General features: G+C 42.4%; 22 protein-coding genes and 2 pseudogenes. 21 read left to right on the forward strand and 3 right to left on the reverse strand.

Features of this window, described 5'->3' with window-relative positions; genetic code table 11:
- Positions 1-6: 6 nt before the first annotated feature.
- Together ADJ67_02840 and ADJ67_02845 are read left to right on the forward strand one after the other, a co-directional pair.
- Positions 7-768 carry a glycerophosphodiester phosphodiesterase gene (locus tag ADJ67_02840; GenBank protein AKT46721.1) on the forward strand — a complete coding sequence of 254 codons (762 nt, stop codon included), beginning with the start codon at positions 7-9 and terminating at the stop codon, positions 766-768.
- Positions 761-1,765, forward strand: coding sequence for a lysophospholipase (locus tag ADJ67_02845; GenBank protein ID AKT46722.1), 1,005 nt, complete (start codon positions 761-763; stop codon positions 1,763-1,765). Before ADJ67_02840 ends, ADJ67_02845 begins: the two co-directional genes overlap by 8 nt.
- 72 nt (positions 1,766-1,837) lie before the next feature.
- Here ADJ67_02845 and ADJ67_02850 read toward each other — a convergent pair.
- Positions 1,838-2,014: pseudogene (locus ADJ67_02850) on the reverse strand (death-on-curing protein).
- Positions 2,011-2,253, reverse strand: a complete 243-nt coding sequence (locus ADJ67_02855) for a prevent-host-death protein (protein AKT46723.1) — start codon at positions 2,251-2,253, stop codon at positions 2,011-2,013. The pseudogene ADJ67_02850 and the gene ADJ67_02855 overlap by 4 nt, the downstream one beginning before the upstream one ends.
- A gap of 209 nt (positions 2,254-2,462) precedes the next feature.
- On the opposite strand from ADJ67_02855, the pseudogene ADJ67_02860 reads away from it, so the two are divergent.
- Positions 2,463-4,346: pseudogene (locus ADJ67_02860) on the forward strand (hypothetical protein).
- A 134-nt stretch (positions 4,347-4,480) separates the two neighbouring features.
- On the opposite strand, the gene ADJ67_02865 reads toward ADJ67_02860, so the two are convergent.
- Positions 4,481-5,893: an aminopeptidase 1 gene (locus tag ADJ67_02865; GenBank protein ID AKT46724.1), complete on the reverse strand. Its 1,413-nt coding sequence runs from the start codon at positions 5,891-5,893 to the stop codon at positions 4,481-4,483.
- Positions 5,894-6,047: 154 nt separating this feature from the next.
- On the opposite strand from ADJ67_02865, the gene ADJ67_02870 reads away from it, so the two are divergent.
- From ADJ67_02870 to ADJ67_02955, 18 genes are all read left to right on the forward strand, one after another.
- A complete protein-coding gene (locus ADJ67_02870) occupies positions 6,048-6,887 on the forward strand; it encodes a purine nucleoside phosphorylase (GenBank protein AKT46725.1) in 840 nt (279 codons plus the stop codon).
- On the forward strand, positions 6,888-7,613 hold the full coding sequence (locus ADJ67_02875; GenBank protein AKT46726.1) for a hypothetical protein: 726 nt from the start codon (positions 6,888-6,890) through the stop codon (positions 7,611-7,613).
- A gap of 86 nt (positions 7,614-7,699) precedes the next feature.
- Positions 7,700-9,409: a hypothetical protein gene (locus ADJ67_02880; protein ID AKT47643.1), complete on the forward strand. Its 1,710-nt coding sequence runs from the start codon at positions 7,700-7,702 to the stop codon at positions 9,407-9,409.
- Positions 9,406-10,737: a hypothetical protein gene (locus ADJ67_02885; protein AKT46727.1), complete on the forward strand. Its 1,332-nt coding sequence runs from the start codon at positions 9,406-9,408 to the stop codon at positions 10,735-10,737. The genes ADJ67_02880 and ADJ67_02885 overlap by 4 nt, the downstream gene beginning before the upstream one ends.
- Positions 10,738-10,803: 66 nt before the next feature.
- Positions 10,804-12,069 carry an O-acetylhomoserine aminocarboxypropyltransferase gene (locus tag ADJ67_02890; protein AKT46728.1) on the forward strand — a complete coding sequence of 422 codons (1,266 nt, stop codon included), beginning with the start codon at positions 10,804-10,806 and terminating at the stop codon, positions 12,067-12,069.
- 139 nt (positions 12,070-12,208) lie between these two features.
- A complete protein-coding gene (locus tag ADJ67_02895) occupies positions 12,209-12,610 on the forward strand; it encodes a hypothetical protein (protein AKT46729.1) in 402 nt (133 codons plus the stop codon).
- A gap of 111 nt (positions 12,611-12,721) precedes the next feature.
- Positions 12,722-14,539: a GTP-binding protein LepA gene (locus ADJ67_02900; protein AKT46730.1), complete on the forward strand. Its 1,818-nt coding sequence runs from the start codon at positions 12,722-12,724 to the stop codon at positions 14,537-14,539.
- Complete coding sequence (locus ADJ67_02905; GenBank protein AKT46731.1) at positions 14,523-15,746, forward strand: hypothetical protein; 1,224 nt, start codon at positions 14,523-14,525, stop codon at positions 15,744-15,746. Before ADJ67_02900 ends, ADJ67_02905 begins: the two co-directional genes overlap by 17 nt.
- 30 nt (positions 15,747-15,776) lie before the next feature.
- The gene (gene glpK / locus ADJ67_02910; GenBank protein AKT46732.1) at positions 15,777-17,270 is read left to right on the forward strand and encodes a glycerol kinase; all 1,494 of its coding nucleotides are present in this window, start codon (positions 15,777-15,779) and stop codon (positions 17,268-17,270) included.
- A gap of 287 nt (positions 17,271-17,557) precedes the next feature.
- On the forward strand, positions 17,558-18,607 hold the full coding sequence (locus tag ADJ67_02915; protein AKT47644.1) for an HrcA family transcriptional regulator: 1,050 nt from the start codon (positions 17,558-17,560) through the stop codon (positions 18,605-18,607).
- Positions 18,608-18,614: 7 nt separating this feature from the next.
- Positions 18,615-19,148, forward strand: coding sequence for a hypothetical protein (locus tag ADJ67_02920; GenBank protein ID AKT47645.1), 534 nt, complete (start codon positions 18,615-18,617; stop codon positions 19,146-19,148).
- Positions 19,149-19,191: 43 nt separating this feature from the next.
- Positions 19,192-21,057 carry a molecular chaperone DnaK gene (gene dnaK, locus ADJ67_02925; protein AKT46733.1) on the forward strand — a complete coding sequence of 622 codons (1,866 nt, stop codon included), beginning with the start codon at positions 19,192-19,194 and terminating at the stop codon, positions 21,055-21,057.
- Positions 21,058-21,133: 76 nt separating this feature from the next.
- The gene (locus ADJ67_02930) at positions 21,134-22,264 is read left to right on the forward strand and encodes a molecular chaperone DnaJ (protein ID AKT46734.1); all 1,131 of its coding nucleotides are present in this window, start codon (positions 21,134-21,136) and stop codon (positions 22,262-22,264) included.
- A 137-nt stretch (positions 22,265-22,401) separates the two neighbouring features.
- Entirely contained in the window at positions 22,402-22,968 is a 567-nt protein-coding gene (locus ADJ67_02935; GenBank protein AKT46735.1) for a biotin biosynthesis protein BioY, read from the forward strand.
- Positions 22,969-23,084: 116 nt separating this feature from the next.
- Positions 23,085-24,056 carry a hypothetical protein gene (locus ADJ67_02940; GenBank protein AKT46736.1) on the forward strand — a complete coding sequence of 324 codons (972 nt, stop codon included), beginning with the start codon at positions 23,085-23,087 and terminating at the stop codon, positions 24,054-24,056.
- A gap of 335 nt (positions 24,057-24,391) precedes the next feature.
- Positions 24,392-24,622, forward strand: coding sequence for an acyl carrier protein (locus ADJ67_02945; protein ID AKT46737.1), 231 nt, complete (start codon positions 24,392-24,394; stop codon positions 24,620-24,622).
- Positions 24,623-24,624: 2 nt separating this feature from the next.
- Positions 24,625-25,077 (forward strand): hypothetical protein, encoded by a 453-nt coding sequence (locus ADJ67_02950; GenBank protein ID AKT46738.1) that lies wholly within the window; start codon positions 24,625-24,627, stop codon positions 25,075-25,077.
- Entirely contained in the window at positions 25,071-26,456 is a 1,386-nt protein-coding gene (locus tag ADJ67_02955; GenBank protein ID AKT46739.1) for an acetyl-CoA carboxylase, read from the forward strand. The genes ADJ67_02950 and ADJ67_02955 overlap by 7 nt, the downstream gene beginning before the upstream one ends.
- Positions 26,457-26,467 lie beyond the last annotated feature (11 nt).

Raw genomic sequence — 26,467 nt, forward strand, 5'->3', positions numbered from 1 at the left:
TTTGCAATGAATGGACAGATGAATAGACCTTTTGTTTGGGCGCATCGCGGCGCGAGTGCATACTGCCCAGAAAATACGCTTACTGCCTTTGCTAAGGCGATAGAGCTAGGAGCTGATGGAATAGAGCTAGATGTACAGATGACAAAGGACGGCGAGCTTGTTGTTTGCCACGATGAGAAGATTGATAGAACTTCTGATGGCAAGGGCTGGCTAAAGGATTTCACTTTGGCAGAGCTAAGGGAGTTTGATTTCTCGTATGGAGATGAGGCATTTAAGGGTGCTAAGATTCCAACGCTTAGAGAGGTTTTTGAACTCTTTGCTGATACAGATATGACGATAAATATCGAGCTTAAGACAGGCATAATGTTTTACAGCGGAATAGAGGAAAAGACCATCGCGTTGACTGAGGAATACGGTTTTATGAACCGCGTTATTTTCTCTTCGTTTAACCACCTTTCGGTTAAAAAAATCAAAGAGCTTAGACCTGATGCAAAATGTGGCTTCTTATACGCAGACGGAACTATTGGCATGCCTGATTATGCAAAGCTTCACGGTATGGAAGCACTACATCCAGCACTCTACAATTTACAGTACGAGGGTTTCATGAAGGAGTGCAAGGAAAAAAACATTGAGGTCAATGTCTGGACTGTCGATGAAGAGGAATATGTCAAATTTTGCTGCATGCTAGGTGTTGACTCAATAATCACAAACTGCCCAGACAAGGTCTTTGCAGTAATAGAGGGCATGGCAGGTAGCAAAAATGAATAATATTAAATTAGAAAACCTAGGTATCAAGCTCATCAAAGAAGCGGACTATGATGAGTACATGGAAAATGAAAACTCTAGGTGGCGCAGTGAATATGTAAAGCAAGGTGATTTTTCTTCCTTTGATGGTCTAAATCTAAGGTACTACCACGCTAGCCAGGGCGAGGGGAAAGAGCCTAAGGGCTGTATAGTCATGCTCCACGGCTACTGTGGCTTTTGGGGAAAGTTTCATGAGGTCGCACATTTCTTCTGGCAGGCTGGCTTTGATGTTTTCTTCCTTGAGCAGCGCGGGCACGGATATTCGGGCAGGCAGATTGATGACAAGGACAGGGTTCATGTTATTGATTATGCGGACTATATTGCAGACGTAAAGACATTCATGGACAAAATTGTTATGCCTAGCGCAGGAAAGCTTCCGAAAATAATATACGCACACTCCATGGGAGGTGCTATCGCTGCACTTTTCCTAGAAGAGCATCCTGAGTATTTTGATGCGGCGGTTTTGAGCTCACCAATGTTCAGCATCAAAACAGGAAGCACACCAAGTATAGCCGTTAAATTGCTATGTGCAAAGATTAGGCTCCTGCACCAAGAAAACTTGCCTTTCCCAGGAGGAAAGCGCTTTGATGGCATTCCAAGCTTTGAGACTAGCAGTGCAAGATCTGAGAAGAGATATAACTATATTTTCAATCAAAGGCTGGCAGACGAGCACTACCACACCTATATGATGTCAAATGGCTGGGGCGCTGCAAGCTTTAAAGCTACAGCTAGACTTTTGAGAAGGGCTTCTAAGGTAAAGACTCCAGTTCTTCTTTTGACGGCTGGTAACGACGCACTCGTAAATATGAGTGGACACGAGAAGTTTGCTAAGAGGGCATCAAATGTTAAGCATATAAACTACGAAGATTCCAAACACGAAATCTATAACGATGTAGATGAGGTGAGGGAGAAATATTTTAACGATATATTTACCTTTATTATGAATTATGCTGTAAACTGAGCATTAATTAAAAGTAAATAATTAGATTGGAGGATGCTTTGCATGAGTGCAGAAATCCTCCTTTTTAAATCACAAGCGGGCTGCCTTCTCTATGATGCTAGGAAATAGTGCAACATCATCAAATATCTGGAACGGAGCGTTAAGTGCAGAATCAAGCATGCTATCGTCGCAGATACCCACTGCCCCTCCCGTTATCTCCACAAGACTCAGATGAAGCTTTAATACTTGAGATTTCGATAAGCGAATCATTTAGATAATACCTCATAAGCTACACGATTTTCGCTTATAAGTCTGTTAGAAACTTCCATGACATCCTCGTCAGGTGCAAGCTGGTACTCCATTGCCTCGTTAAATTCTACTAGAAGATATCTTGGTCGATTATTCTTTAAAATTATTACAGAGCCATTTTCGTCAACCTTTCTTGCTACCTTTGAAAAATTTTGGTTTGCCTCTGTTATAGAAACCAAACTATTAGTATTTATATTCATATATATCACTACCTTTCTTTTAGATTATAATAACACATAGTTAGGATAAATTCAACCTAAAATACAATGGCTTTACAAAATTAGATAATAAATGTTAGTATGGTATATCTAAAGATATAACCATAATTTAAGGCCTGGCCTTGGGTAAGAAAATGAGTAAAAAATCAAAAACAAAGAAAAAAGTAATTACTGGTGAGATACATAGAGCAAAGGGAGGCTTTGGTTTCCTTAAAAGCGATGCTTTTGATAAAGATGTTTTCATAGCGAGAAAGCACATGAAGGATGCCATGGATGGTGATATAGCTGAGGTTGCTTTGATTCCCATGCCACTTTGGGAAAACGGACCTGAGGGCTTTGTCGTAAACATCAAAGAAAGAGCAATCACAGAGCTTGTAGGAACGCTCGATAAGAGTGGAAAAAATGGCTTTCTAATCCCTATGGAAAAGCGTATCAAGGAGGATGTTTTTATCCCAAGCAAATGGCTTAATGGCGCAAAGGATGGAGATAAGCTCCTCGTTAGAATCAGAAAATATCCGCAGGATGATAGACTTGCCGAGGGAGATGTTCTCAAGATCATTGCAAGAAAAAATGACTCAGATAGGGACATCAAAGCTTTAATATTTGAACACGGAGTTAATGCAGAATTTAGCAAGGAAATAGAGAACGAGACGAAGAAGGTTGCAAACCTCGTGCTTGAGTACACAGATAAAAGACAAAGACTAGATCTTAGAAAAGAGGAAATAGTAACCATTGATGGTGCGTATTCCAAGGACCTTGATGATGCCGTTTCACTTAAGAAAAACGAAAAAGGAAACTACGTTCTTGGAGTTCATATAGCTGATGTCAGCGAGTTTGTAAGAGAGGGTATGGCTCTTGATGCAGAGGCTTTGAGCAGGGGTAACAGCATATACCTGATAGATCATGTTGTCCCTATGCTTCCCGTTTTGCTCTCTAATAAGCTTTGCAGTTTAAATGAGGGTGAAGATAGGCTTACGCTGAGCTGTATAATGGAAATCGATAAGAGCGGTAAAGTTATCGAATACAAAATAAGCGAATCCGTAATCAAATCTAGCGCAAGGTTTGTATACGATGATGTTTCTAACTTCCTAGAAAACGGAAGGGGCTCTGCAAAGGTAAGTGCCCACGGAGATATGCTTAGGGATATGCAGGAGCTTGCAGAAATCCTAAGAAAGGCAAGGGAAGAACTTGGAAGTATCGACTTTGATATAGATGAGGCCGAGTTTGAAATCGATAAGGACGGAGTTCCGATAGATATATTCCTAAGTGAAAGACGTACGGCAAATAGACTTATAGAGGAGTTCATGCTCATTGCAAATAGAACGGTTGCCGAGCACTATTTCTGGATGGAGTACCCATTTATCTACCGTGTACACGAAAAACCGCTGCCGGAGAAGGTGATGGAGCTAAAAGCCTTCCTAAAGGGCATAGGGCTATCGCTTCCACTAAACGAGGGGAATATTCATCCTCTAGCTTTGAGGAATTTGCTTGATGAGGCAGACAAGGACGGAAAGCTTTCACTTGTCAGTGCAGTCATGGTCAGAAGCATGCAAAAGGCCTTCTATTCACCAGAGTGTCTTGGACACTACGGGCTTGCTTTCAAGCAGTACTGCCATTTTACCTCGCCGATAAGAAGATATGCAGACCTATGGATTCACAGGATGATTAAGCATCAAATGCACGAGGAATTCAGCGATGAGCAGCTGTCAAAATATCGCGAGAAGGCGAAGAAGGTTTCAGACATAGTTTCAGAGACTGAGCGCAAAGCTATTTCTATGGAGCGTGAGCTAGAAAAGCTCAAGAAGGCTCAGTATATGGAGCGCTGGATTGGCTACGAGGAGCAGGGCATAATCAGTGGAATTACAAGCTTTGGCATCTTTGTTCAGCTGCCTAACACTGTTGAAGGTCTTGTAAGGCTAGACACTTTGATAGATGATTACTACGAGTTTGATCAGGAAAACTATAGGCTCGTTGGATGTAATCACGGCAGGGAATTAAGGCTTGGCGATAGCGTAAATGTCGTTTGTACAAGGGTTGATACGCTTATTGGAACGATTGATTTTAGGCTTTGCTAAATCACTAATCAAAATACAAAAACAAAAATATCGTTGCAGAATCTCTTTAAACTGAGACACTGCAACGATTTTAGTTTACCTGATTTAGCTAATGCCATATTTCAACTTAGCATAGCTCAATCCACTTTTGATGCTTAGCCAATAACTGTCATGTCCTTAAGGAATACCTTGTAGCATTTATACGCTTCGTAGATGTCTGCCTTGCTTGCGATTTCCCATGGACTGTGCATGCAAAGAACGGCAACACCGCTGTCAATTACGTTCATTCCGTAGTTTGCTAGAATGTAGGCAATTGTTCCACCGCCACCAGCGTCAACCTTTCCAAGCTCAGCAGTCTGAAAACCTACCTTTGCATCGTCGAGAATCTGGCGAATCTTTGCCATGAACTCAGCGCTAGCATCGTTAGAATCGTACTTTCCGCCTGAGCCTGTGTACTTATTGAATGTGATACCATGTCCGCAGTAAGCAGTGTTCTTGCGCTCGAAAACGCTCTCGTATGTAGGGTCAAATCCTGCGCTTACATCAGATGAAAGCGCACATGAATTCTTAAGTGCGCGGCGAAGCTTAAGCCCTGAGAACTCTCCGCAAAGCTCCATCATCTCAGCAAATGTATCCTCAAAGAAGTGTGACTTCATTCCTGTTGCGCCTACGCTTCCAATCTCTTCCTTATCTGAAAGGATGCAAAGAGATGTTCTGTCCTGAGCTTCACTGTCTAAGATTGCAGCAAGCGATGTGTATGCGCAGATACGGTCATCGTGTCCGTAGCCTATAACCATAGCTCTATCAAAGCCTAGGTCTCTAGCTTTTCCGGCAGGAACAACTTCAATCTCAGCAGATAGGAAGTCGTCTTCTTCGAAGTTATATTTCTCTTTTAGTATTGCAAGGATGCCAGCCTTAACTCTGTCCTTTGTTGCTTCCTTGTCATCTGAATCTCCAGCATCTAAAGGCTTGCTTCCGAGGAGCACGTCTAGCGCTTCGCCTTCGATAACAACATTTGCCTTCTTTGTCATCTGCTGTGATGAAAGGTGAACGAGAAGGTCTGTAACTGAGAAGACTGGATCGTTTTCATCATCACCAACTGCGATATCGATAACAGTGCCATCCTTCTTTGCTACAACTCCGTATAGAGCTAGTGGAATTGTAACCCACTGATATTTCTTGATTCCACCGTAGTAGTGAGTGTCTAGGTATACGAATTCTGAACTCTCATAAAGAGGATTCTGCTTGATGTCAAGGCGTGGTGAGTCGATGTGTGCGCCGAGAATATTTGTACCGCTCTCAATGCTATCCTTACCGATGATTCCAAGAATCATAGTTTTGTTCATATGCTGTGCATAGAACTTGTCACCAGTCTTTAGCTTCTTTCCTTCTTGGATCAAAGTTTTAATATCTACATATCCTCTTGCTTCTGCCATTTTGATAGCTTCTGAAACGCAGAGGCGCTCTGTCTTTGCTCTAGATATGAAGTCCTTATATTCCTCTGAAAGCTCGTTAAGCTTCTTCAGGTCACTTTCTGTATATGTTGGCCATAAGTTTTTGGTTTCCATGTTTCTTCCTTTCCTATATCCATTATTTGTGTATGTTCTATATTTTAATATAAATATATGCTATACACATTATATGTAAATTTGATGAGCTTTTCAATCTAGCTATTTAAAAAACTATGTCTTGGGGGTATAATTCAATATGGAGGCGTATATCATGAACAAAGAATTTGAGAAGATAAATCATTGCCTAGAGCAGATTAGAAGCAAAACGGATTTTGAGCCACTTATGGCTGTGGTTTTGGGTTCTGGACTCGGAGGCTATGCATCAAAGATGGAAGTCGTTTGTGAAATTCCATATAGCGAAATTGATGGTTTTCCCGTGTCCACTGTTCAAGGACATGACGGAAGGTTTTTATTTGGATATGTTGAAGGCGTTCCAATAGTTGCAATGAAGGGCAGGGTGCATTTTTACGAGGGCTATGCAATAGACGATGTCGTTCTTCCGATAAGGACGATGGGAATTCTAGGCGCTAAGTATATTCTTTTGACAAACGCCGCTGGAGGAATTGATTTAGATTTTGAGCCAGGTGACCTAATGCTGATTGAAGACCATATCTCAAGTTTCATCAGAAGCCCTTTGATTGGCGGAAACATAGAGGAACTCGGTGTTAGATTTCCCGATATGAGCAGAGTCTACGATTTGAAGCTTTGCGAATGCATAAGAAGAGCAGCTTCTAGCGAAGGCATAGACATCAAAGAGGGAACATACCTTCAGACTAGCGGTCCTCAGTTTGAGACACCAACAGAGATTAAGATGTTTAGAACGCTTGGAGCATCAGCTGTGGGAATGAGCACAGTAGTTGAGGCAATTGCAGCTCATCACATGGGTCTTAGGGTCTGCGGAATTTCGTGCATAAGCAATATGGCAGCAGGAATACTGGACCAGCCGCTAACTCACTCAGAGGTGCAGATTACCGCAGATAAGGTAGCTCACAAGTTTGAAAGGCTTGTAAGTGGCCTGATTAAAGAGATTAGCAAGCTAAAGGAGGTATAGATGAGAAAAAGTGTTTTTATCACAGGAGGATCAAGGGGAATCGGAGCAGCCTGCGTAGAGCTCTTTTCTAAGAATGGATTTTCTGTAGCCTTCGCATACGGAAGCGATGATAAGGCGGCGCAAAAGCTTGCAGCTAAGACTTCAGCTCTTGCAATTAAAGCTGATGTTTCAGATGCTAAGCAAATAGAAAAGACCTTTGATCAGGCTAGAACATATTTTGGAATACCTAGCTTTGATGTAGTGGTCTGCAACGCAGGAATTTCAGCTTCGGGACTCATAACAGATATGAGCGATGAGGATGTAGATAATCTCATAGGTATTAACCTAGTTGGAACCATAAATGTGAGTCGTAAAGCTGTAGCACACATGGTCGAGGCAAAGAAGGGAAGCATTGTCATGATCTCATCTATGTGGGGTCAGAGAGCAGCTTCCTGCGAGAGCGTCTATGCGGCTACAAAGGCAGGAATAATTGGATTTGCTAGGAGCCTTGCAGCAGAGCTTGGACCTTCGGGAATAAGGGTGAATGTCGTATCGCCAGGAGTTATTGCAACCGAAATGAACAGCGAATATAGCGAGGCCGATATGTCTGCCTTAGCAGAGGAAACTCCGCTAGGAAGAATAGGGCTTCCTGAAGAGGTTGCAGAGGCAGTCTATTACCTAGCTAGCGATAAGGCTAGTTTCATAAACGGGCAGGTGCTCGGAGTAGATGGCGGATTCGCCGTTTAGTTATAGTCGAATTTTGAGGGATTAAAATGTCAGTTATACAAAACATTTTATCGAAAATAGGAGAGTTTTTCATAGGCATATTCGACCTGTTTAAAGAGCTTTTTACGCTCTCAGACGGTTACGGCCTGCTTTACACGGCCATCGCAAGGTGGGTGTTCATAATTCTCTCGCTCTTCATCCTGGTTAAATCCATAGTTTCGCTATTGCGAAGCAGGAGTCCAAATGAGGTGTGGGCATATTTCAATGTCAACGATCGCATAGCCTATCCGATAACTCACTGGGAAAACCTAATAGGAAGATCAAAGAGCTGCGACCTTGTACTAAAAGACGGTGCAGCTTCACGAAGCCACGGTACGCTCAGCAGAGACGCTGAGGGAAGGTGGTCATATATGGATCTTGGATCGAGCAACGGCAGTATCTGTGCCGGAAAAAGACTCACCAAGGGCAAGAAGTATCCTATAGAGCCAGGTGACAGCATTCTCATCGGCCAAAGCACATGCACACTTCTTCCAATAAGCCTTGAGGAGAAGAGAAACAACGAGAAACTCAGAAAGGAAGAAACCTTCCTTCTATCACCATGGTCATCGCTTTTGATGCTGACACTATTTCAGCTAATGACAGTGATTCAGCTAGATATATCGCTAGGAGAATCATATACAAGCCAAATTGCAGTAGCATTTGCTGGTCTATGCATACTTATGTGGGTCTATGTTATCTCCATGAGAATGCTCAAGAGAAAGAGTTTTGAGATGGAGACGATAGCGTTTTTCTTGTCAACTCTAAGCCTTGCGGTTACGGCCAGCAAATTCCCGCACTCAGTGCTCAAGCAGTTCATAGCTATAGTCTTTGGAGTGCTCCTATTTGTTGGAATGTGCACGGTTCTAAGAAATCTAGATAGAAGTAAGGCTATCAAAAAATACCTCTACGCAGGAGCTGCAGCCATGCTGATTTTCAACCTGCTTTTAGGTACAACAAAGTTCGGTGCTGCCAACTGGGTAAGCATAGGAGGGCTTTCGGTGCAGCCATCGGAGATAGTAAAGCTAGCCTTCATCTGGGTAGGTGCGGCGTCACTAGATGAGCTGATGGAGAAGAGGAACTCTTTGATATTCATGCTGTTTTCAGGATTCTGCTTCATCTGTCTTGCGCTGATGGGTGACTTTGGTACAGCTTTGATATTCTTTGTTAGCTTTTTGGTTATATCATTTCTGCGAAGCGGTGACTTCACAAAGCTCATTTTGATTGTTGGCGTTGCCTTTGTTGGAGGACTTATGGTTCTCAAGTTTAAGGCATATGTTGCCGCAAGATTTGCTGCATGGGGTCATGTTTGGGAATTCGCGGATGAGATGGGCTACCAGCAGACTAGAACTATGTCAGCTGCATCAAGCGGAGGACTCATAGGAGTAGGTGCCGGAGATGGATGGCTTAAAACCATACCAGCTTCTGAAACTGACCTAGTCTTTGGATTCATTACCGAGGAATGGGGACTCATAATCGCTGTACTTGCAATCCTTGCTATAGTAACGCTTTCGCTATTTGCGATTCGCTCTATTTGGAGTGGCAGGTCAACCTTCTATACGATAGCTGCCTGCTCTGCGATGTCGCTATTCATATTCCAGACAATGCTAAATGTATTTGGCTCAGTGGATCTATTCCCGCTTACTGGTGTTACCTTCCCATTCCTATCAAATGGAGGAACGAGCATGGTTGCATCTTGGGGACTTTTAGCCTTCCTGAAGGCTTCAGACACTAGAGCAAATGCGAGCATTGCGGTATCAAGTGAGGAGGCGATTGCATGAGAAAACTAGAAGTTAGATCGATAATCTGTTTAGCACTTGCAGCTATTTTGATAATCGGTACAGGAGTATTTGTGTTCCGCTTTGTCAAATACGGAAGCAAGTGGGCGACATTTTACGGAAATAGAAGCATATATGAAAACGGTGTCCTCAAAAGTGGAGCCATCTATGATAGAAATGATGTTCTCCTAGCAAAGAGTGGGGGCGGCGAAATAAAATACAACGACGATCCCGAAATAAGAGAGGCAACAGTCCATGCTGTAGGCGATGTGAACGGTAAAATTTCAACATCTGCACTCAGCGCATATAAGGATAAGCTCATAGGATATAATCTTTTGACGGGTACATATAAGCTAAAGGGCAAAAACGAGGACCTTAAGCTCACTCTAGATGCCGATGTGTGCAAGGAGGCCTATAGACAGCTATCCAAATACGATGCTGGATGCATAGGAATTTACAACTATAAAACGGGTGAAATTATATGTATGGTGAGCACACCTACATTTGATCCCGAAAATGAGCCAAGCGTTTCAGCAGACGACCAGTCTGGTCTATATATGAATAGATTTCTTTCATCAAAGCTACCGCCAGGCTCGATTTTCAAAACGGTAACTGCGGCAGCAGCAATTGAAAACACAGACTATCAAAACTTCAGCTACGAGTGCGATGGAACTAGAGTCATCCACGGTGAAGATTTAAACTGTGCATACCCACACGGACATGTTGACCTTGGTGGTGCGCTACTTCAGTCGTGTAACGGTGCATTTTCGGTCCTAGCTGATGAAATGGGACCAGAAGTCATGAAAGACTATGTAAACAGGCTTGGACTTACCAAATCATACAATATTGATGGAATCAGAAATGTAAAGGGAAGCTTTGATTTTCCTAAGGATTCTGAGCTAAACCTAGGATGGTCTGGGGTAGGTCAGTATCATGACCTTGTGAACCCATGCTCTATGATGGTATATATGGGAGCTATTGCAAATGGTGGAAAGGCTGCCATTCCTCATATTTTGATGAGTGACTTCAGAATAACCAAGATGACAAATCAGATGATAGATGAATCTACATCCGAAATTCTTTCTGATATGATGAAGAAAACTGTAGAAAAAGCCTATCTTGGAGATTCTAACCTGCCAAATCTAGATGTATATGCTAAGACTGGAACTGCAGAGTCTGCAGGAAAGAAGCCTTACGGATGGTTTGCTGGATTCCTAAAGGATGAGAATCATCCTTATGCATTTATAGTTTGCCTAGAAAACTCTGGTGAAGCTTACTATACGGCGCTTCCAGTTGCAAATAGTGTTTTACAGGTCGCAGTAAGCAAATAATTTTGTAATAGAAAAGATATGATATAACTAAGAACATCGCAAGATGAAAAACAAAAGGGGACTTTTATGAAAGACGAAACAAAATGCCTGCACTCAGGCTATAAACCAAAGAATTCAGAGCCGCGCGTACTTCCTATCGTGCAGAGCACAACCTATGTATTTGATTCAACACAGGATGTTGCAGACGTATTTGATGATCCAACTAAGGCTCTAATTTACTCAAGATTTGCAAACCCAACTGTAATGGCAGTTGAAGAAAAGATAGCTGACCTAGAGGGCGGAATTGCAGCTATGTGCACAAGCTCTGGACAGGCAGCAAATATGTTTGCTGTAATGAATATCTGCAAGGCAGGAGATCACATTCTCAGCGTTGCTCAGATCTACGGAGGAACATATAATCTTTTCAATGTAACGCTTAAGAAGCTAGGAATAGACTGCACATTTGTATCTACAGATGCTAGCGATGAGGAAATCGAAGCTAAGATCCAGCCAAATACAAAGCTAGTATTCGGTGAGACTATTGCAAACCCAGCAATCAGCGTATTTGATATCGAAAGATTTGCGAATATTGCTCATAAACACAAGATTCCTCTTGTAATCGATAACACCTTTGCTACACCTATGCTCTGCAAGCCTATTGAGTTTGGTGCAGACATCGTTACTCATTCGACAACAAAGTACATGGACGGACATGCAGTACAGGGCGGAGGAATCATCGTAGACAGCGGTAAATTCGACTGGGCTAACGGAAACTTCCCTGATTTGACAGAGCCCGACGACTCATATCACGGATTAAGATATGTGGAGAAATATGGAAATCTAGCATACATACTAAAGGCAAGAATGCAGCTAATGCGTGACTTTGGTGCATATCCAGCAGCTCACTCAGCCTTCCTTCTAAACCTAGGACTTGAGACACTTCACCTCAGAATGGAAAGATACTGCGAGAATGCTTTAGCAGTTGCAAAGTATCTAGAAAAGAACAATCTAGTTGAGAGCGTAAGCTACCCAGCGCTAGAGAGCGATAAATATCACGAGCTATACAAGAAGTATCTAAAGGGTGCAAGCGGTGTAATTTCATTCGTAATCAAAGGTGGAAGAGACACTGCAATGAAGTTCATGGATTCTCTAGAGCTAGCATCAAATGAGGTTCATGTAGCTGATATCAGAACCTGCGTGCTTCATCCAGCAAGCGAAACTCACAGACAGCTTTCTGACGAGCAGCTTGCCGAAGCTGGAATCAATCCAGGCATGGTTAGACTCTCAGTTGGACTAGAAAGCATAGACGATATTCTTGAGGATTTACAGAAGGGCTTTGATGCTATAAAGTAGTAAATTTCAATATTTTTAACTATTTTCGAGATTTATGAAGAAATATAATTGACGACTTGGCTTTCATAATGTAGAATAATCTAGGTGGATTTTTATTTTCATAAACTCACAAGAATTTTAGAGAGGAAAGAGGAAAGATATGAAAAATAAGAGATTTTTTGCATTGCTAATGGTAGCTGTTATGACAATTTCAGCACTAGCACTAGCTGCTTGCGGAAGCAAGACACTAGAAGAGTATGTTAAGAGCGATTCAAAGCTAGACTCAGAGATTAAGAATGTTGCACAGCAGAATGGTCTAGAGATCACAGTTAAGGATAATACTCTAACATACATCTACAAGTACAAGGAGACAATGACAGATGACCAGATTAAGCAGATGGGTACTCAGCTAGACACAGCTCTAGAGAGTGCAAAGGCTACATTCCAGAACCTAGCAGCTGAGATGGAGACAAAGACAAAGATCAAGGGAATCACAGTTGCTGTTGAGTACCAGGATGCATCAGGTAAGGTAATCACAAAGAAGGAATTCACTTCTAAGTAAGAACTAGCCAAAAATGTTTTTAAACATAGCCGATAACTCGGCTATGTTTTTTTATTGAACAGCATCTGCTTTTACTGTAAAATATAGGTATTAATGATGCGTGAGGTAAGCATGGAAAATAAAGATTATCAGAAGTATATTAGAAATTTTAGCATTATAGCTCATATAGATCATGGTAAGTCTACTCTAGCAGATAGAATTATAGAAAACACAGGTCTTGTCGCTCATAGAGACATGAAGGAGCAGTTCCTTGATAACATGGATCTTGAGAGGGAGCGTGGTATAACTATCAAGCTTCAGACAACGAGGCTAGTTTACAAGGCAGAAGATGGCAATGAGTACATATTCAATTTGATAGATACACCAGGTCACGTCGACTTTAACTACGAGGTTTCAAGAAGCCTTGCGGCTTGTGAAGGTGCGGTTCTTGTCGTAGACTCAACTCAGGGTGTTGAGGCTCAGACCATGGCAAATGTTTATCTTGCACTTGATGAGGACCTTGAGATAGTTCCTGTCCTAAATAAGATAGACCTAGCTAGTTCAAGACCTGATGAGGTTAAGGAAGAGATAGAGGAGATGATAGGCATAGATGCTTCAGAGGCTCCGCTTGTATCTGCAAAGGAAGGCATTGGTATCACCGACCTTCTTGAGGCTGTGGTTAGGTCTATTCCGGCACCTAGCGGTAATCCAGATGGTAAGCTTAAGGCTTTGATTTTTGACTCCGTATACGATAACTATAAGGGTGTTGTTATCTACACTCGTATAGTTGATGGTCAGGTTGGAGTTGGAGACAATATCCTTTTGATGAATACAAAGAAGAAGTATGAGGTAACAGAAGTTGGCATTATGGCGCCTTCTCACGTTCCAACTAAGTATTTGAGAGCTGGCGAGGTAGGATATATCTGCGCGAGCATCAAGCAGGTTAAGGACGCTAGAGTAGGTGATACTGTGACGCTTGCTCAGGATCCTGCTGACGAAGTACTTCCAGGATATAAGAAGGTTCAGTCCATGGTTTACTGCGGTATCTATCCTGCAGAGGGAGAGAAGTACGAGAGCGTCAAGGATGCACTTGAGAAGCTTCAGGTAAACGATGCTGCCTTTGTTTTTGAGCCAGAGACATCTACTGCTTTGGGCTTTGGATTCAGATGCGGATTCCTTGGACTTCTCCACATGGAGATAATCGTAGAAAGACTCGAGAGAGAGTTTGACCTTGGAGTAATCACGACTTCGCCTAGCGTAGTATATAAGGTTGTTATGAACGACGGTAGCGTTCAGATGATACAGAATCCGACGAACCTACCGCCTCAGACGGAGATAGACCATATAGAGGAACCGATAGTTAAGGCTGACATTATGACGCCTAAGGAATATGTTGGCACAATCATGGAACTTTGCCAGAAGAAGCGTGGTACTATGCTACATATGGAATATATAGCTCAGGATAGAGTTCAGCTTCACTATGAGCTACCGCTCAATGAGGTTATATATGATTTCTTTGATGCCCTAAAATCAAAGACAAGGGGCTACGGCTCGCTTGACTACGAGTTCATCAAGTATCAGAAGTCCTCGCTTGTTAAGATGGATGTTCTACTAAACAAGGATTTGGTAGATGCCTTCTCCATGATAGTTCACGAGAGTGCTGCCTACGATAGAGGAAGATTCGTTTGCAAGAAGCTCAAGGAAGTTATTCCTATGCACCAGTTTGAAGTTCCTATTCAGGCTGCCATAGGTCAGAAGGTTATCGCAAGAGAGACGGTAAGAGCCTACCGTAAGGACGTAATCGCAAAGTGCTACGGCGGAGACATATCGCGTAAGAAGAAGCTCCTCGAGAAGCAGAAGGAAGGTAAGAAGAGAATGCGCCAGTTCGGTAAGGTAGAGGTGCCTCAGGAAGCCTTCACAGCGGTTCTAAAATATGATGACGACAAATAAAATAGATGCAGGACTAGGGATATATGTACATATCCCTTTCTGTATAAGTAAGTGCATATACTGCGGATTTTATTCTGCAGCAGGAAGGCCCAGCACTGAAGAGGAAAGTTCCTACGTAAATCTTCTCGTGCAGGAGATAGAAAGTGCCAAAAGGCCTGATCGCAAGGTGGATAGCATTTTCTTTGGTGGGGGAACTCCAAGCACGCTAAAGGCAGAGAGTCTGATAGAAGTACTAGATGCAATAAGAAGTTTCTTTGATGTGACAGATGACTGCGAAATAACACTCGAGGCAAATCCTGGAGCGGTAAGCGAGGCATATTTATCAAAGCTTCACGACGCAGGCTTTAACAGGCTTTCCATGGGATGTCAGTCTTTTTCAGACGATGTGCTTAAGACGCTTGGCAGGATTCATAGATCAAAGGATGCACGCGAAAGCTTTGCAGCTGCAAGGGCAGCAGGCTTTGATAATATAAATCTCGATTTGATGTTCTCTGTACCTGGTGCAGACGAGGACGTCTGGCAGGACACGCTAGATCAGATGCTTGAGCTTTCACCTGAGCACATATCTTTTTACAGTCTTCAGATAGAGGAGGAAACTCCGCTTTATGATATGTATAAGAATGGTGTATTTGCAGAGGTCACAGATGAAGCAGATAGGAAGATGTATCACAGGGCAATAGAGTGCCTGAAGTCTTCTGGATATGAGCACTACGAGATATCAAATGCAGCAAAGCCGGGCTTTGAGTGCAGACACAATCTCAAGTACTGGTCCTTATCAGACTACATAGGTTTTGGGAAAAGTGCTTCATCTTATATAGATGGTGTGAGATTTACAAATGCAACTGATGAAGGCTATGGCAAGGGCGTTTTGATGGAAAGAGATTTTCTAAAGAACAGCAAGACGAGGAATATGATAGAGTCTTCTGATGCTGAATTTGCAAACTACAAATACAGCGAGTTTCATGTGAATGACTTTATGGATACGGCTTCAGAATTTGTGTTTCTTGGGCTAAGACGCACTGCTGGTATAAGCTTTGATGAATTTGAGCAGTTATTTGGTAAGCGTTTTGCAGATGTCTACGCTGGCAGAAGAGACGAGATAGAGCCATTCATAGAAAGTGGCGATTTGATAGAGGACGAAAACGGCCTTAGGCTCAGTGAGAGAGGCTTTGATATTTCGAACAAAATAATGGCGATATTTGTGTAGATCCTTTAATCTACTTGTGTGGAGGTAATAATGGAAAAGTTTATTATGGCGCTAGACCAGGGAACAACGAGCTCGCGCTGCATCATATATGATAGAACTGGCAAGCAGATGAGTTCTGCACAGCTAGAATTTAAACAGCATTACCCTAAGCAGGGCTGGGTTGAGCATGAAGCAAACGAAATCTGGTCATCGCAGATGACAGTCGCCTACGAGGCCATGCTTAAGGCAAGACTCACGCACAAGGATATCGATGCTATAGGTATTACCAATCAAAGAGAGACCACTATCGTCTGGAACAAAGAAACGGGTGAGCCTATATATAATGCCATAGTTTGGCAGTGCCGTAGAACGGCAGACTACTGCGAGAGCCTAAAGGCGCAGGGACTTGATGAGATGTTTAGAGATAAAACTGGACTTCTTATCGATCCTTATTTCAGCGCGACAAAGCTTCGCTGGATATTAGAAAATGTTGAAGGCGCAAGAGATTTAGCAGAGCAGGGCAAGCTCTTATTTGGAACAGTGGATACATGGCTTATCTGGAAGATGACGGGCGGAAAGGCTCATGTCACTGACTACTCAAATGCTTCAAGAACCATGATGTTCAACATACACACTCTTGAGTGGGACGATGAAATCCTTGAGATTCTCAATATACCTAAGTCTATGCTTCCTGAGGTCTGTGATTCGAGTAAGGTTTATGGAGAAACCACAGATGAGCTCTTTGGGGGTGGACCTATCAAAATAGCTGGTGCAGCAGGAGACCAGCAGGCAGCTCTATTTGGACAGATTTGTTTTGAGAAGGGAACTGTTAAGAGTACATATGGAACAGGATGCTTCCTTCTTATGAACACGGGAGATGAGCCGATTAAATCAAAGAACGGCCTCCTCACTACTATAGCCTATGGCATAGATGGTAAGATTACTTATGCTCTAGAAGGCTCAGTTTTCATCTGTGGCGCGGTTATTCAGTGGCTGAGGGATGAACTAGGGCTTCTCAAAAAAGCATCAGACAGCGAAAAAATGGCTCGCAAGGTCGAAAACTGCAACGGCGTTTACATAGTTCCTGCCTTTGTTGGACTTGGAGCTCCTTACTGGGACGCTAGGGCAAAGGGCACAATCTTCGGACTTACTAGAGGTGCAAACAAATATCACATAGTGCGCGCAGCACTTGAGTCTATTGCATATCAGTGCTACGATCTTATAGCTGCGATGTCTTCTGATCTAGGTCGCGATATTCATGTCCTCAGAGTTGATGGTGGAGCATCGGCAAATGACTTCCTACTGCAGTTTCAGTCAGATATTCTCGTAGCAGATGTTGTAAGACCTAAGGGTATAGAGACTACCTCTCTTGGAGCTGCGTACCTTGCAGGACTTGCAACAGGATATTGGAAGGATACAGAGGATATTAGAAACAATTGGAAGATAGACAAGGTATTCTCGCCTAAGATGGACAAGGAAGGCCGTGATTACAGACTTGAAGGCTGGCACGATGCAGTCAATAGAACCATGGGCTGGAACAGATAGGATTTACAGAGAGGATAAGCAGATACGACTACATATCTGCTTATTTTTATACTAAAAGTGCTGGCTTGATTAGCATGATCCAACACAAATTCAACAAATTCAGCATACTAAAAAAACACAAGAAAAAAATAAATTTATTTGCAAATAGGTGTTGACAATCTATGGGATAAGGAGTAAATTATATATAGTGATTAGCACTCGAACACAATGAGTGCTAATAACAAAGATTGGTTAGAGTTAAGGCAGCAGGCACAGAAGGTGCTTGTTACTGAATGGAGATGATGCAGATGGAGATGACAGAGAGAAAGCTAAAGATTTTACATGCTATTATCAACGATTATGTTAAATCTGCTGAACCTGTTGGATCAAGAGCTCTATCTCGTAAGTTTGAACTTGGCATCAGTCCTGCGACAATCAGAAACGAGATGAGTGATCTTGAGGAGATGGGTTATTTGACGCATCCACATACATCGGCAGGTAGAGTTCCTTCGGATAAGGCATATCGCCTTTACGTAAACCAGATGATGGAGAGACAGGAACTTACATTAGATGAGAAGAGAGAAATCTCACGCGAGCTTCAGGCTAATATCAGAGAGTTTGATAGGACTATAGAGCATGCGGCAAAGATTCTTTCTAAGATTACGAATTTGACATCATTTGCAGTAACGCCTACGGCGGCTGATGACACAATCAAGTTCGTAAATCTCTTGCCAGTCGATGAACGCACGGTTGTAATGATGATAGTTTCAGATACAGGCAAGGTTAGCAATACGGCGCTCAAGCTAGATTCGCCATGCAGCAATGATAATTTGCAGCTGCTAGCTAAGTCGATGACATACAAGTATAGAGGAAGAACACTTACGGATGTACTGACAGGTAACATAATCGAGTGCTTCCACAACGATGTCGAAGCTATGGATAAGCTCGAGCAGGATATCATGCCAGACTTCCTTAAGACTCTTGAGGAGATGCTAAATGTTCAGCTATACATGGATGGTATGACCAATATATTTGACCTTCCAGAGTATAACGATATAGAGCGTGCTAAGAGCTTCTTCAATTTATTTAGTCATAAGGATGAGTTTATCAAGACTGTCATAAACCGTGATAAGGGTATGATAGTAACCATAGGTGAAGAGAATATGGATGAGCAGATGAATGATTACTCTATGATAACAGCCACATATAGTGTGGACGGTAAGCAGGTGGGTAAGATTGGTGTAATCGGCCCTAAGCGAATGAGATATGACAAAATAACTTCGATAATGGAGTATCTGACCGATAATTTGAATCAGAGCTTTCAGTTAGAAGAGGGAGGACACGATAGTGGCGAATAAGGAGAAGATGAACGCAGAGGCTTGCGAGCTCAAGGATGAGGAATGCAAGGCTTGCGAGGATAAGGCTGAGGATCTAGATAAGCCAGAAGAAGCTGAGGAAGAGCTTGTAGCTAAGGAAGAAGAAAATGCTGACGATGATATGGCAAACAAATATGTCAGACTCATGGCAGAGTTTCAGAACTATAAAAAGAGAGTCTCCAAAGAGAAAGATGACCTCAGAAGCTACGCTAATGAGAATCTTGTTTTAAGCCTTCTGGAGGTTTTGGATAACTTTGAGAGAGCGCTTCAGCATGATACAGATGACGAAGGCTTTGTGACCGGAATGCAGATGATTTTCAAGCAGATGCTAGATAAGCTAAACAAGGCTGGACTTGAGGAGATAAAGGCTCTAGGAGCGGATTTTGATCCGAACTTTCACAATGCTGTTTTGACTGGTGATGATCCACAGTATGAGAGCGGCAAGGTTACGGATGTAATGCAGAAGGGATACACGCTTAACGGTAAGGTTATTAGAGCTGCAATGGTAAAGGTAAATAACTAGTAATTAGTGCAAATAAATTAAGTATATTTAGGAGGAATTTGATATGGCAAAGGTAATAGGAATAGATTTAGGAACAACAAATAGCTGCGTTGCTGTAATGGAAGGTGGCGAACCAGTAGTAATTGCAAATGCAGAGGGTAACAGAACTACACCATCTATTGTAGGCTTCGCAAAGAACGGCGAAAGACTTGTAGGTGAGACAGCTAAGAGACAGGCTGTAACAAACCCAGAAAGAACAATTACTTCAATCAAAAGACACATGGGTGAGGACTATACAGTTACAATCGATGACAAAAAGTACACACCACAGGACATCAGTGCTATGATTCTCGCTAAGCTAAAGGCTGATGCTGAGAGCTATCTAGGTGAGAAGGTTAATGAAGCTGTAATCACAGTTCCAGCTTACTTCTCAGATGCTCAGAAGCAGGCAACAAAGGATGCTGGTAAGATTGCTGGTCTTGATGTAAAGAGAATCATTAACGAGCCAACAGCAGCATCTTTAGCATATGGTCTAGATAAGGAAGAAGGAACACACAAGATTCTAGTATATGACTTGGGTGGTGGTACATTCGACGTATCAATTCTAGAACTAGGTGATGGCGTATTCGAAGTACTAGCAACAAATGGTGACACAATGCTCGGTGGTGACGACTTTGATAACAAGATTGTTACATATCTTGCAGATACATTCGCACAGGAAAACGGTGTGGACCTTAGAGCTGATAAGATGGCTCTTCAGAGACTAAAGGAAGCAGCTGAGAAGGCAAAGAAGGAGCTTTCAAGCGCTCAGACAACAAACATTAACCTTCCATTTATAACAGTTACAGCTGATGGCCCTCTTCACTTGAATATGGATCTTTCAAGAGCTAAGTTCGAGCAGCTAACTGCTGACCTGGTAGAGAGATCAATCGCACCTATGAAGAAGGCAATGGAAGATGCCGGCGTTTCAAACAGCGACATCGAGAAGGTAATCCTGGTAGGTGGTTCAACAAGAATCCCGGCTGTTCAAGAAGCAGTTAAGAAGGTTACAGGTAAGGAGCCATTCAAGGGAATCAACCCTGATGAGTGCGTAGCAATCGGTGCTGCTATCCAGGCTGGTGTTTTGACAGGTGAGGTTAACGACGTTCTTCTACTAGACGTAACACCACTTTCACTTTCAATCGAGACACTTGGCGGGGTTGCAACAAAGCTAATCGAGAGAAATACAACAATCCCAACAAAGAAGAGCCAGGTATTCTCAACAGCTGCAGACAACCAGACAGCTGTAGATATCCACGTAATGCAGGGTGAAAGAGAAATGGCAGCAGATAATATCTCACTAGGACAGTTCCAGCTTACAGGAATCGCTCCAGCTCCACGTGGAATTCCACAGATTGAGGTTACATTTGATATCGATGCTAACGGCATTGTAAATGTAAGCGCTAAGGACCTTGGAACAGGTAAGGAGCAGAAGATTACAATCACATCATCAACAAAGCTTTCAGAGGAAGAAATCCAGGCTAAGGTAAGAGAAGCAGAAGCTTATGCTGCTGAGGACAAGAAGAAGAAGGAAGCTATCGAGAATAGAAACCAGGCTGAGGCTCTTGTATACCAGACAGAGAAGTCTCTAAAGGATCTAGAAGGAAAGATTGATGCAGCAGATGAATCAGCTATCAAGGAAGCTAACGAGGAGCTAAAGAAGGCTCTTGAGGCTAACAATGAAGAGGACATCAAGGCTAAGTCAGAAGCACTTTCAGCTAAGTTCACTGAGGTTTCAACAAAGCTATATCAGCAGGCAGGTGCTGAAGCTGGCCCAGACATGTCAGGCATGGGTGGAGCAGGTCAGAGCGCAGGTGCAGATGCAGGAAGCGCAGCAGACGACAATGTAGTTGATGCAGATTACACTGTTGTAGATGATGAGAATAAATAAAGGAAAGATTTAGCTTGACTCGCAAGAGGATTTGCTTCAGAGCAAATCCTCGTTTGCGGTTAATATAGGTGAGAATATGGCAGAAAAAAGAGATTACTATGAGGTCCTGGGGCTACAAAAGGGAGCCTCAGATGATGAGATAAAAAAAGCATTCCGAAAGCTGGCAATGAAGTATCATCCTGATAGAAATCCTGACGATAAGGCTGCAGAAGAAAAATTCAAGGAAATAAACGAAGCATACGCTGTTCTTTCAGATGCTGAGAAGAAGGAAAAGTATGATCGCTTCGGACATGCAGGTGTAGATCCAAACGCTGGATTTGGTCAGGGAGGTTTCTCTGGCGGTGGCTTTGAGGATATCTTTGATATGTTTGGTGGCATGTTTAGTGGTGGCTTCGGAGGCGGAAGAAGAAACGGCCCTCAGAAGGGAAGAGACCTTCAGAAGCATGTTACGATTGAATTTGAAGAAGCTGCTTTCGGTACAAATAAGAAGATAAGACTTACCAAGATGGTTAAGTGCGAAAAATGTGGTGGTGAAGGTAATGCACCTGGAACAGAAAAGCACACATGCTCAAGGTGTAACGGAAAAGGTGTTGTAGATAGCGTTCAGAGAACACCTTTTGGACAGTTCCATAGCCAGAGCACATGCCCAGAATGTAATGGAACAGGATATAAGATAGATACTCCATGTCCAGACTGTAACGGTACGGGAAGCGTTCGCAAGACGATAACAATAGATGTTAAGATACCAGCAGGTGTCGATACAGATACAGTTATTCCACTAAGAGGACAGGGTGAGCCAGGTGTGAACGGAGGTCCGGCAGGAGACCTCTACATCGTGCTAGATGTAAAACCGCATAAGCTTTTTAAGCGTACTGGAGATGACCTTTACCTAGACATGCCGATTACTTTTGTTCAGGCAGCGCTAGGAGATGAGATTATAGTGCCAACGCTTGACGGTAAGGTTTCATATAAGATTCCAGCAGGAACTCAGCCAGAGACTGTTTTCAGACTCAAAGGCAAGGGCGTTAAGAATGTTAGAAATGGTAGAATGGGAGATCTTTATGTAAAGGTCCAGCTCGAGGTTCCAACAAAGCTTAACGCAAAGCAGCGCAAGGCCATAGAAGATATGGATGCGGCTCTAGATAAGAACTGCTATCAGAAGAAAAATGGCTTTGCACAAAAGGTAAAAGAAATCTTTGGTTTTTAATAAATAAGCTGTTGACATGGCATCTGGACTTATTTTTAGTCATGAGCAGCGTATTGTAAACCAAATTATAAAATAGTTTACCAATGAAATCCATAGTGATATAATAACCTTCGTAATTTACTACGGAGGTTATTATTATGATTACAGACAAGTTTCAAAACAAGACAAGCAGACTAGCAATTGTAGCTCTATTTACAGCACTGGTATCAGTTGGTGCATTCATCAAAATACCGATGCCGTTTATGGACTATGTAACCATGCAACTCTTCTTCGTTATCCTATCGGGATTTGTACTAGGTAGCAAGCTAGGTGCACTTTCCCTTACAATATATCTGGTCCTCGGAATATGCGGAGTTCCAGTTTTCGCTGGTGGCGGAGGCTTCAACTATGTGCTAATGCCGACATTTGGATATATCATCTCCTTCATCTTTGCATCGTATGCAGTTGGATATATCTCAGAGAGAGGAACGCCTAGCATTAAAAGATATTTCTTCGCATCGATGGTTGGCTTTGTTCTGATTTATGCCATAGGAATCACCTACAAGCTGATCATCATGCTTTGCTACATCAAAACTGATAAGGCAGTTTCAGTACTTCTTCTCTCATCAATTTCAATTCAGATGCCTGTCGATGTTGTAAAATGTTTCTTAGCAGCAACAGTAGGACTTCAGCTTAAGAAGGCGATTTCAAAGATGTCATTCTAAGAACTTTGACTAGATACACATCAAAAGGAACCTGACATATTTATTGCTAATTAGCTTCGCAAATGATATATTTTAAGCGGAGCTATTTTAGTTTTTGAACAAAAGGAGCCATAGGCATGAAATATATAGAAGTGAAGATTAAGACGAGCAAGAGCGGAATTGATCCAGTCCTTGCAGCGCTTATGAACATAGGAATTAACGATGCGATGATAGATGATCCAGATGAGATACTTGCAATGATAGCAACTCCTGGTCCAAGCGAATGGTACGACGAAAGTCAGATACCGGACGTTAGCATGATTGAGCCTGCAGTTACTGTTTTCTTTGCTGATGATGAGGAAGGACGCAGCAAGTCAAACGATGTAAGAAAGGCTATAGAGGAGTTAGCTAAATCTGCAGCCGAGGGAAGATATGGTGCTGAAGCAAATCTAGGAGAGCTTTCAGTTAGTGCTAAGGTTGAAGACGATGTGCTCTGGCGCGATAAGTGGAAGGAGTATTTCAAGCCAACGAAGCTTTCTAATAATATCGTAGTAAAGCCTACGTGGTGCGAGTATGAGCCTAATGAGGAGGACATTGTCATAGAGATAGATCCGGGCATGGCCTTTGGAACGGGAACTCATGAGACAACAATGCTCTGCATAAGAATGATAGAAAAATATATGTCTGATGGATATAAGGTATTAGATGTAGGAAGTGGATCTGGAATACTTTCCATAGCTGCTGCAAAGCTAGGTGCATCAGATGTTCTTGGCATAGATATCGATGAAGATGCTGTTAGAGTATCCAATGAAAACTACGAGCTAAATAAGGTCAGCGATAGGGCAAAGGCTATAGTCGGAGACCTAACAACAGGAGTTGACTATAAAGCAAATATCGTAGTTGCAAATTTACTTGCAGATATTGTCATGAGGCTATCAAAGGATGCCAAAAGGCATCTAGGAGAAAAGGGCATATTTATTACATCAGGAATACTAACAGAGAAATCTGAAGCTGTAGAAAAATGTATGATAGAATGCGGATTTGAGATAGTAGAAAAAGCTATTTTGGGCGAGTGGTGCAGCATAGTAGCTGTGAATAAAGCTGTCTAGTAAGTTATAAGAAGGTAATTTGCCTATGAATATATGATGGCAAAATTATATATATGATTTATTATGATAATCAAAGCCTAGTATTTGAGGGTTTAAAGCCTCAAATGTCAGGCTTTTTTTATTTGCAAGGATTTACGATTTCACAAAAACAACACATTTTTACACGAAAAAACCTTTGACATAGATATATCAAAATGGTATTCTAACAAAGAATTATATAAAATATTTTAACTAAATTCTTTTAGATAAAATATTTTACTTACTTCAAACCCGCCACGTGAGTGGGAAAAGCAATAGTTTAATTTTGATTATTAAAGAAGAGAGAGGTATTTATAATGACTTTTGAGAAGGTAAAGGAACTAATCGTTGAAACACTTAGCGTAGATGAGGACAAGATTAAGCTAGAATCAAACCTAGCAGAGGATCTAAAGATTGACTCACTAGATGCAGTTGAGCTAGTTATGACTCTTGAGGAAGAGTTTGACATCAAGCTACCTGACGATGTACTAAAGCAGCTAAAGACAGTAGAAGACGTAGTTAAGTGCGTTGACCAGTATAAGGCATAGTCATGGAAGTTAAGAACAGGGTCAAGGAATTAATAGAGATATTCGAGACCTCTGGCCTTTCGGAGATGGAATTTGATGCTGATGGCCTTAAGCTTAAGCTGAAGAAGGCAAACGCAAATCCAAGCTTTGATGTATATGCCATTCAGCCTAGCCAGCCAGATCTAGTAAGCAAGGCGGTAAAGGTAGCACCAAAGACTAGGGAAGATGAGAATGACAAGGAGTACATCAAAAGTCCGCTTGTCGGAACTCTTTATCTTGCAGCAAACCCAGAGAGCGAGCCATTCGTTAAGGTAGGTAGCAAGGTCAAAGCTGGAGAGCCTATGTGCATAATTGAGGCTATGAAGATGATGAATGAGATCAAGGCGCCATATGATTTAGTAGTAAAGAATGTACTGCAAAACAATGGAGACATGGTCGAGTTCGATCAAAATATTTACGAGGTAGACAGATGCTAAAGCGTGTCCTAGTTGCAAACAGAGGAGAGATTGCTCTGAGAATAATCAGAGAGTGCTTGGATAAAAATATAGAAACCGTAGCGATATATTCGTCAGCTGACAAGGATTCGCTGCACGTCCTGCTCGCAAATGAATCTGTTTGTGTCGGCGCTGCACCACCCTCGGAAAGCTATTTGAAGATGGATAATATTATAGAGGCGGCGCTCGGAACGGGCTGTGATGCAGTCCATCCGGGCTTCGGCTTTCTATCAGAAAATCCAGCATTCGCTGCACTTTGCGAAGAGAACGGTATCAAATTCATAGGTCCATCATCTAGTGTCATAGAGCAGATGGGAAATAAGTCTGCTGCGCGTGAGCTTATGATGAAGGCTAAAGTACCAACGGTTCCAGGCTCAGATGGGGCGGTTATGGATATCGAGACGGCAAAGAGCATAGCTGAGAAGATAGGCTTTCCTATTTTGATCAAAGCCTCCGCAGGTGGCGGTGGCAGAGGCATGCGAAAGGCAAACTCACTTGAGGATATAGAAAGAGCCTTTGATGAGGCAAGAGCCGAGGCAAGAGCAGCATTTGGTGATGATACAGTATATATCGAAAAGCTTATTTTGAGCCCTAAGCACATAGAGGTACAGGTACTTTCTGACTCCTATGGGAAGACGATTCACCTAGGTGAGAGAAACTGCTCAATACAGAGGAAGAATCAGAAGATGCTAGAGGAAGCTCCAGCATTTGCCTTTGATCAGGGACTTAGAGATAGGATGTGTGAAGCGGCGGTTAAGGCTGCCGAGGCTTGTAACTACGAGGGTGCAGGTACTGTTGAATTCGTGCTCGACACTGAGAATAACTTCTATTTTATCGAGATGAACACGAGAATTCAGGTTGAACATCCTGTAACAGAGATGGTAACAGGGGTAAATATTGTTGCTCAGCAGATCAGAATCGCTTCGGGCTTGCCGCTTGATATAGACCAAAGCGATGTAAAGATTAAAGGTCATGCAATAGAGTGCAGAATTTGTGCTGAGAATCCGGTCAGGGATTTTGCTGCTTCTCCAGGACATGTGAACATGGTTCACTTCCCAGGAGGGAACGGTGTAAGAGTCGAGAGCGCGCTTTATAGTGGTTGCGACATCAGTCCTTACTACGATTCTATGGCAGCTAAAATCATCGTCTACGGCGACACTAGAGTTGAGGCGGTGAGAAGGATGAGAAGGGCTCTTGAGGAGACCATCATCGAGGGAATAGATACAACGCTTTTGTTACAGTATCTAATTCTATTTAATCGAGTATTTCTTAGAGGAAATTACAACACTTCATTTATTGAAAAAGAGCAGGAATCACTATTAGAACTTTTGAGGACTGCTACTGATATAAGAGGAAAATAATGGAAAAGATT

It is taken from the genome of Eubacterium sulci ATCC 35585 (genome assembly GCA_001189495.1).
Classification (GTDB): domain Bacteria; phylum Bacillota; class Clostridia; order Peptostreptococcales; family Anaerovoracaceae; genus Eubacterium_B; species Eubacterium_B sulci.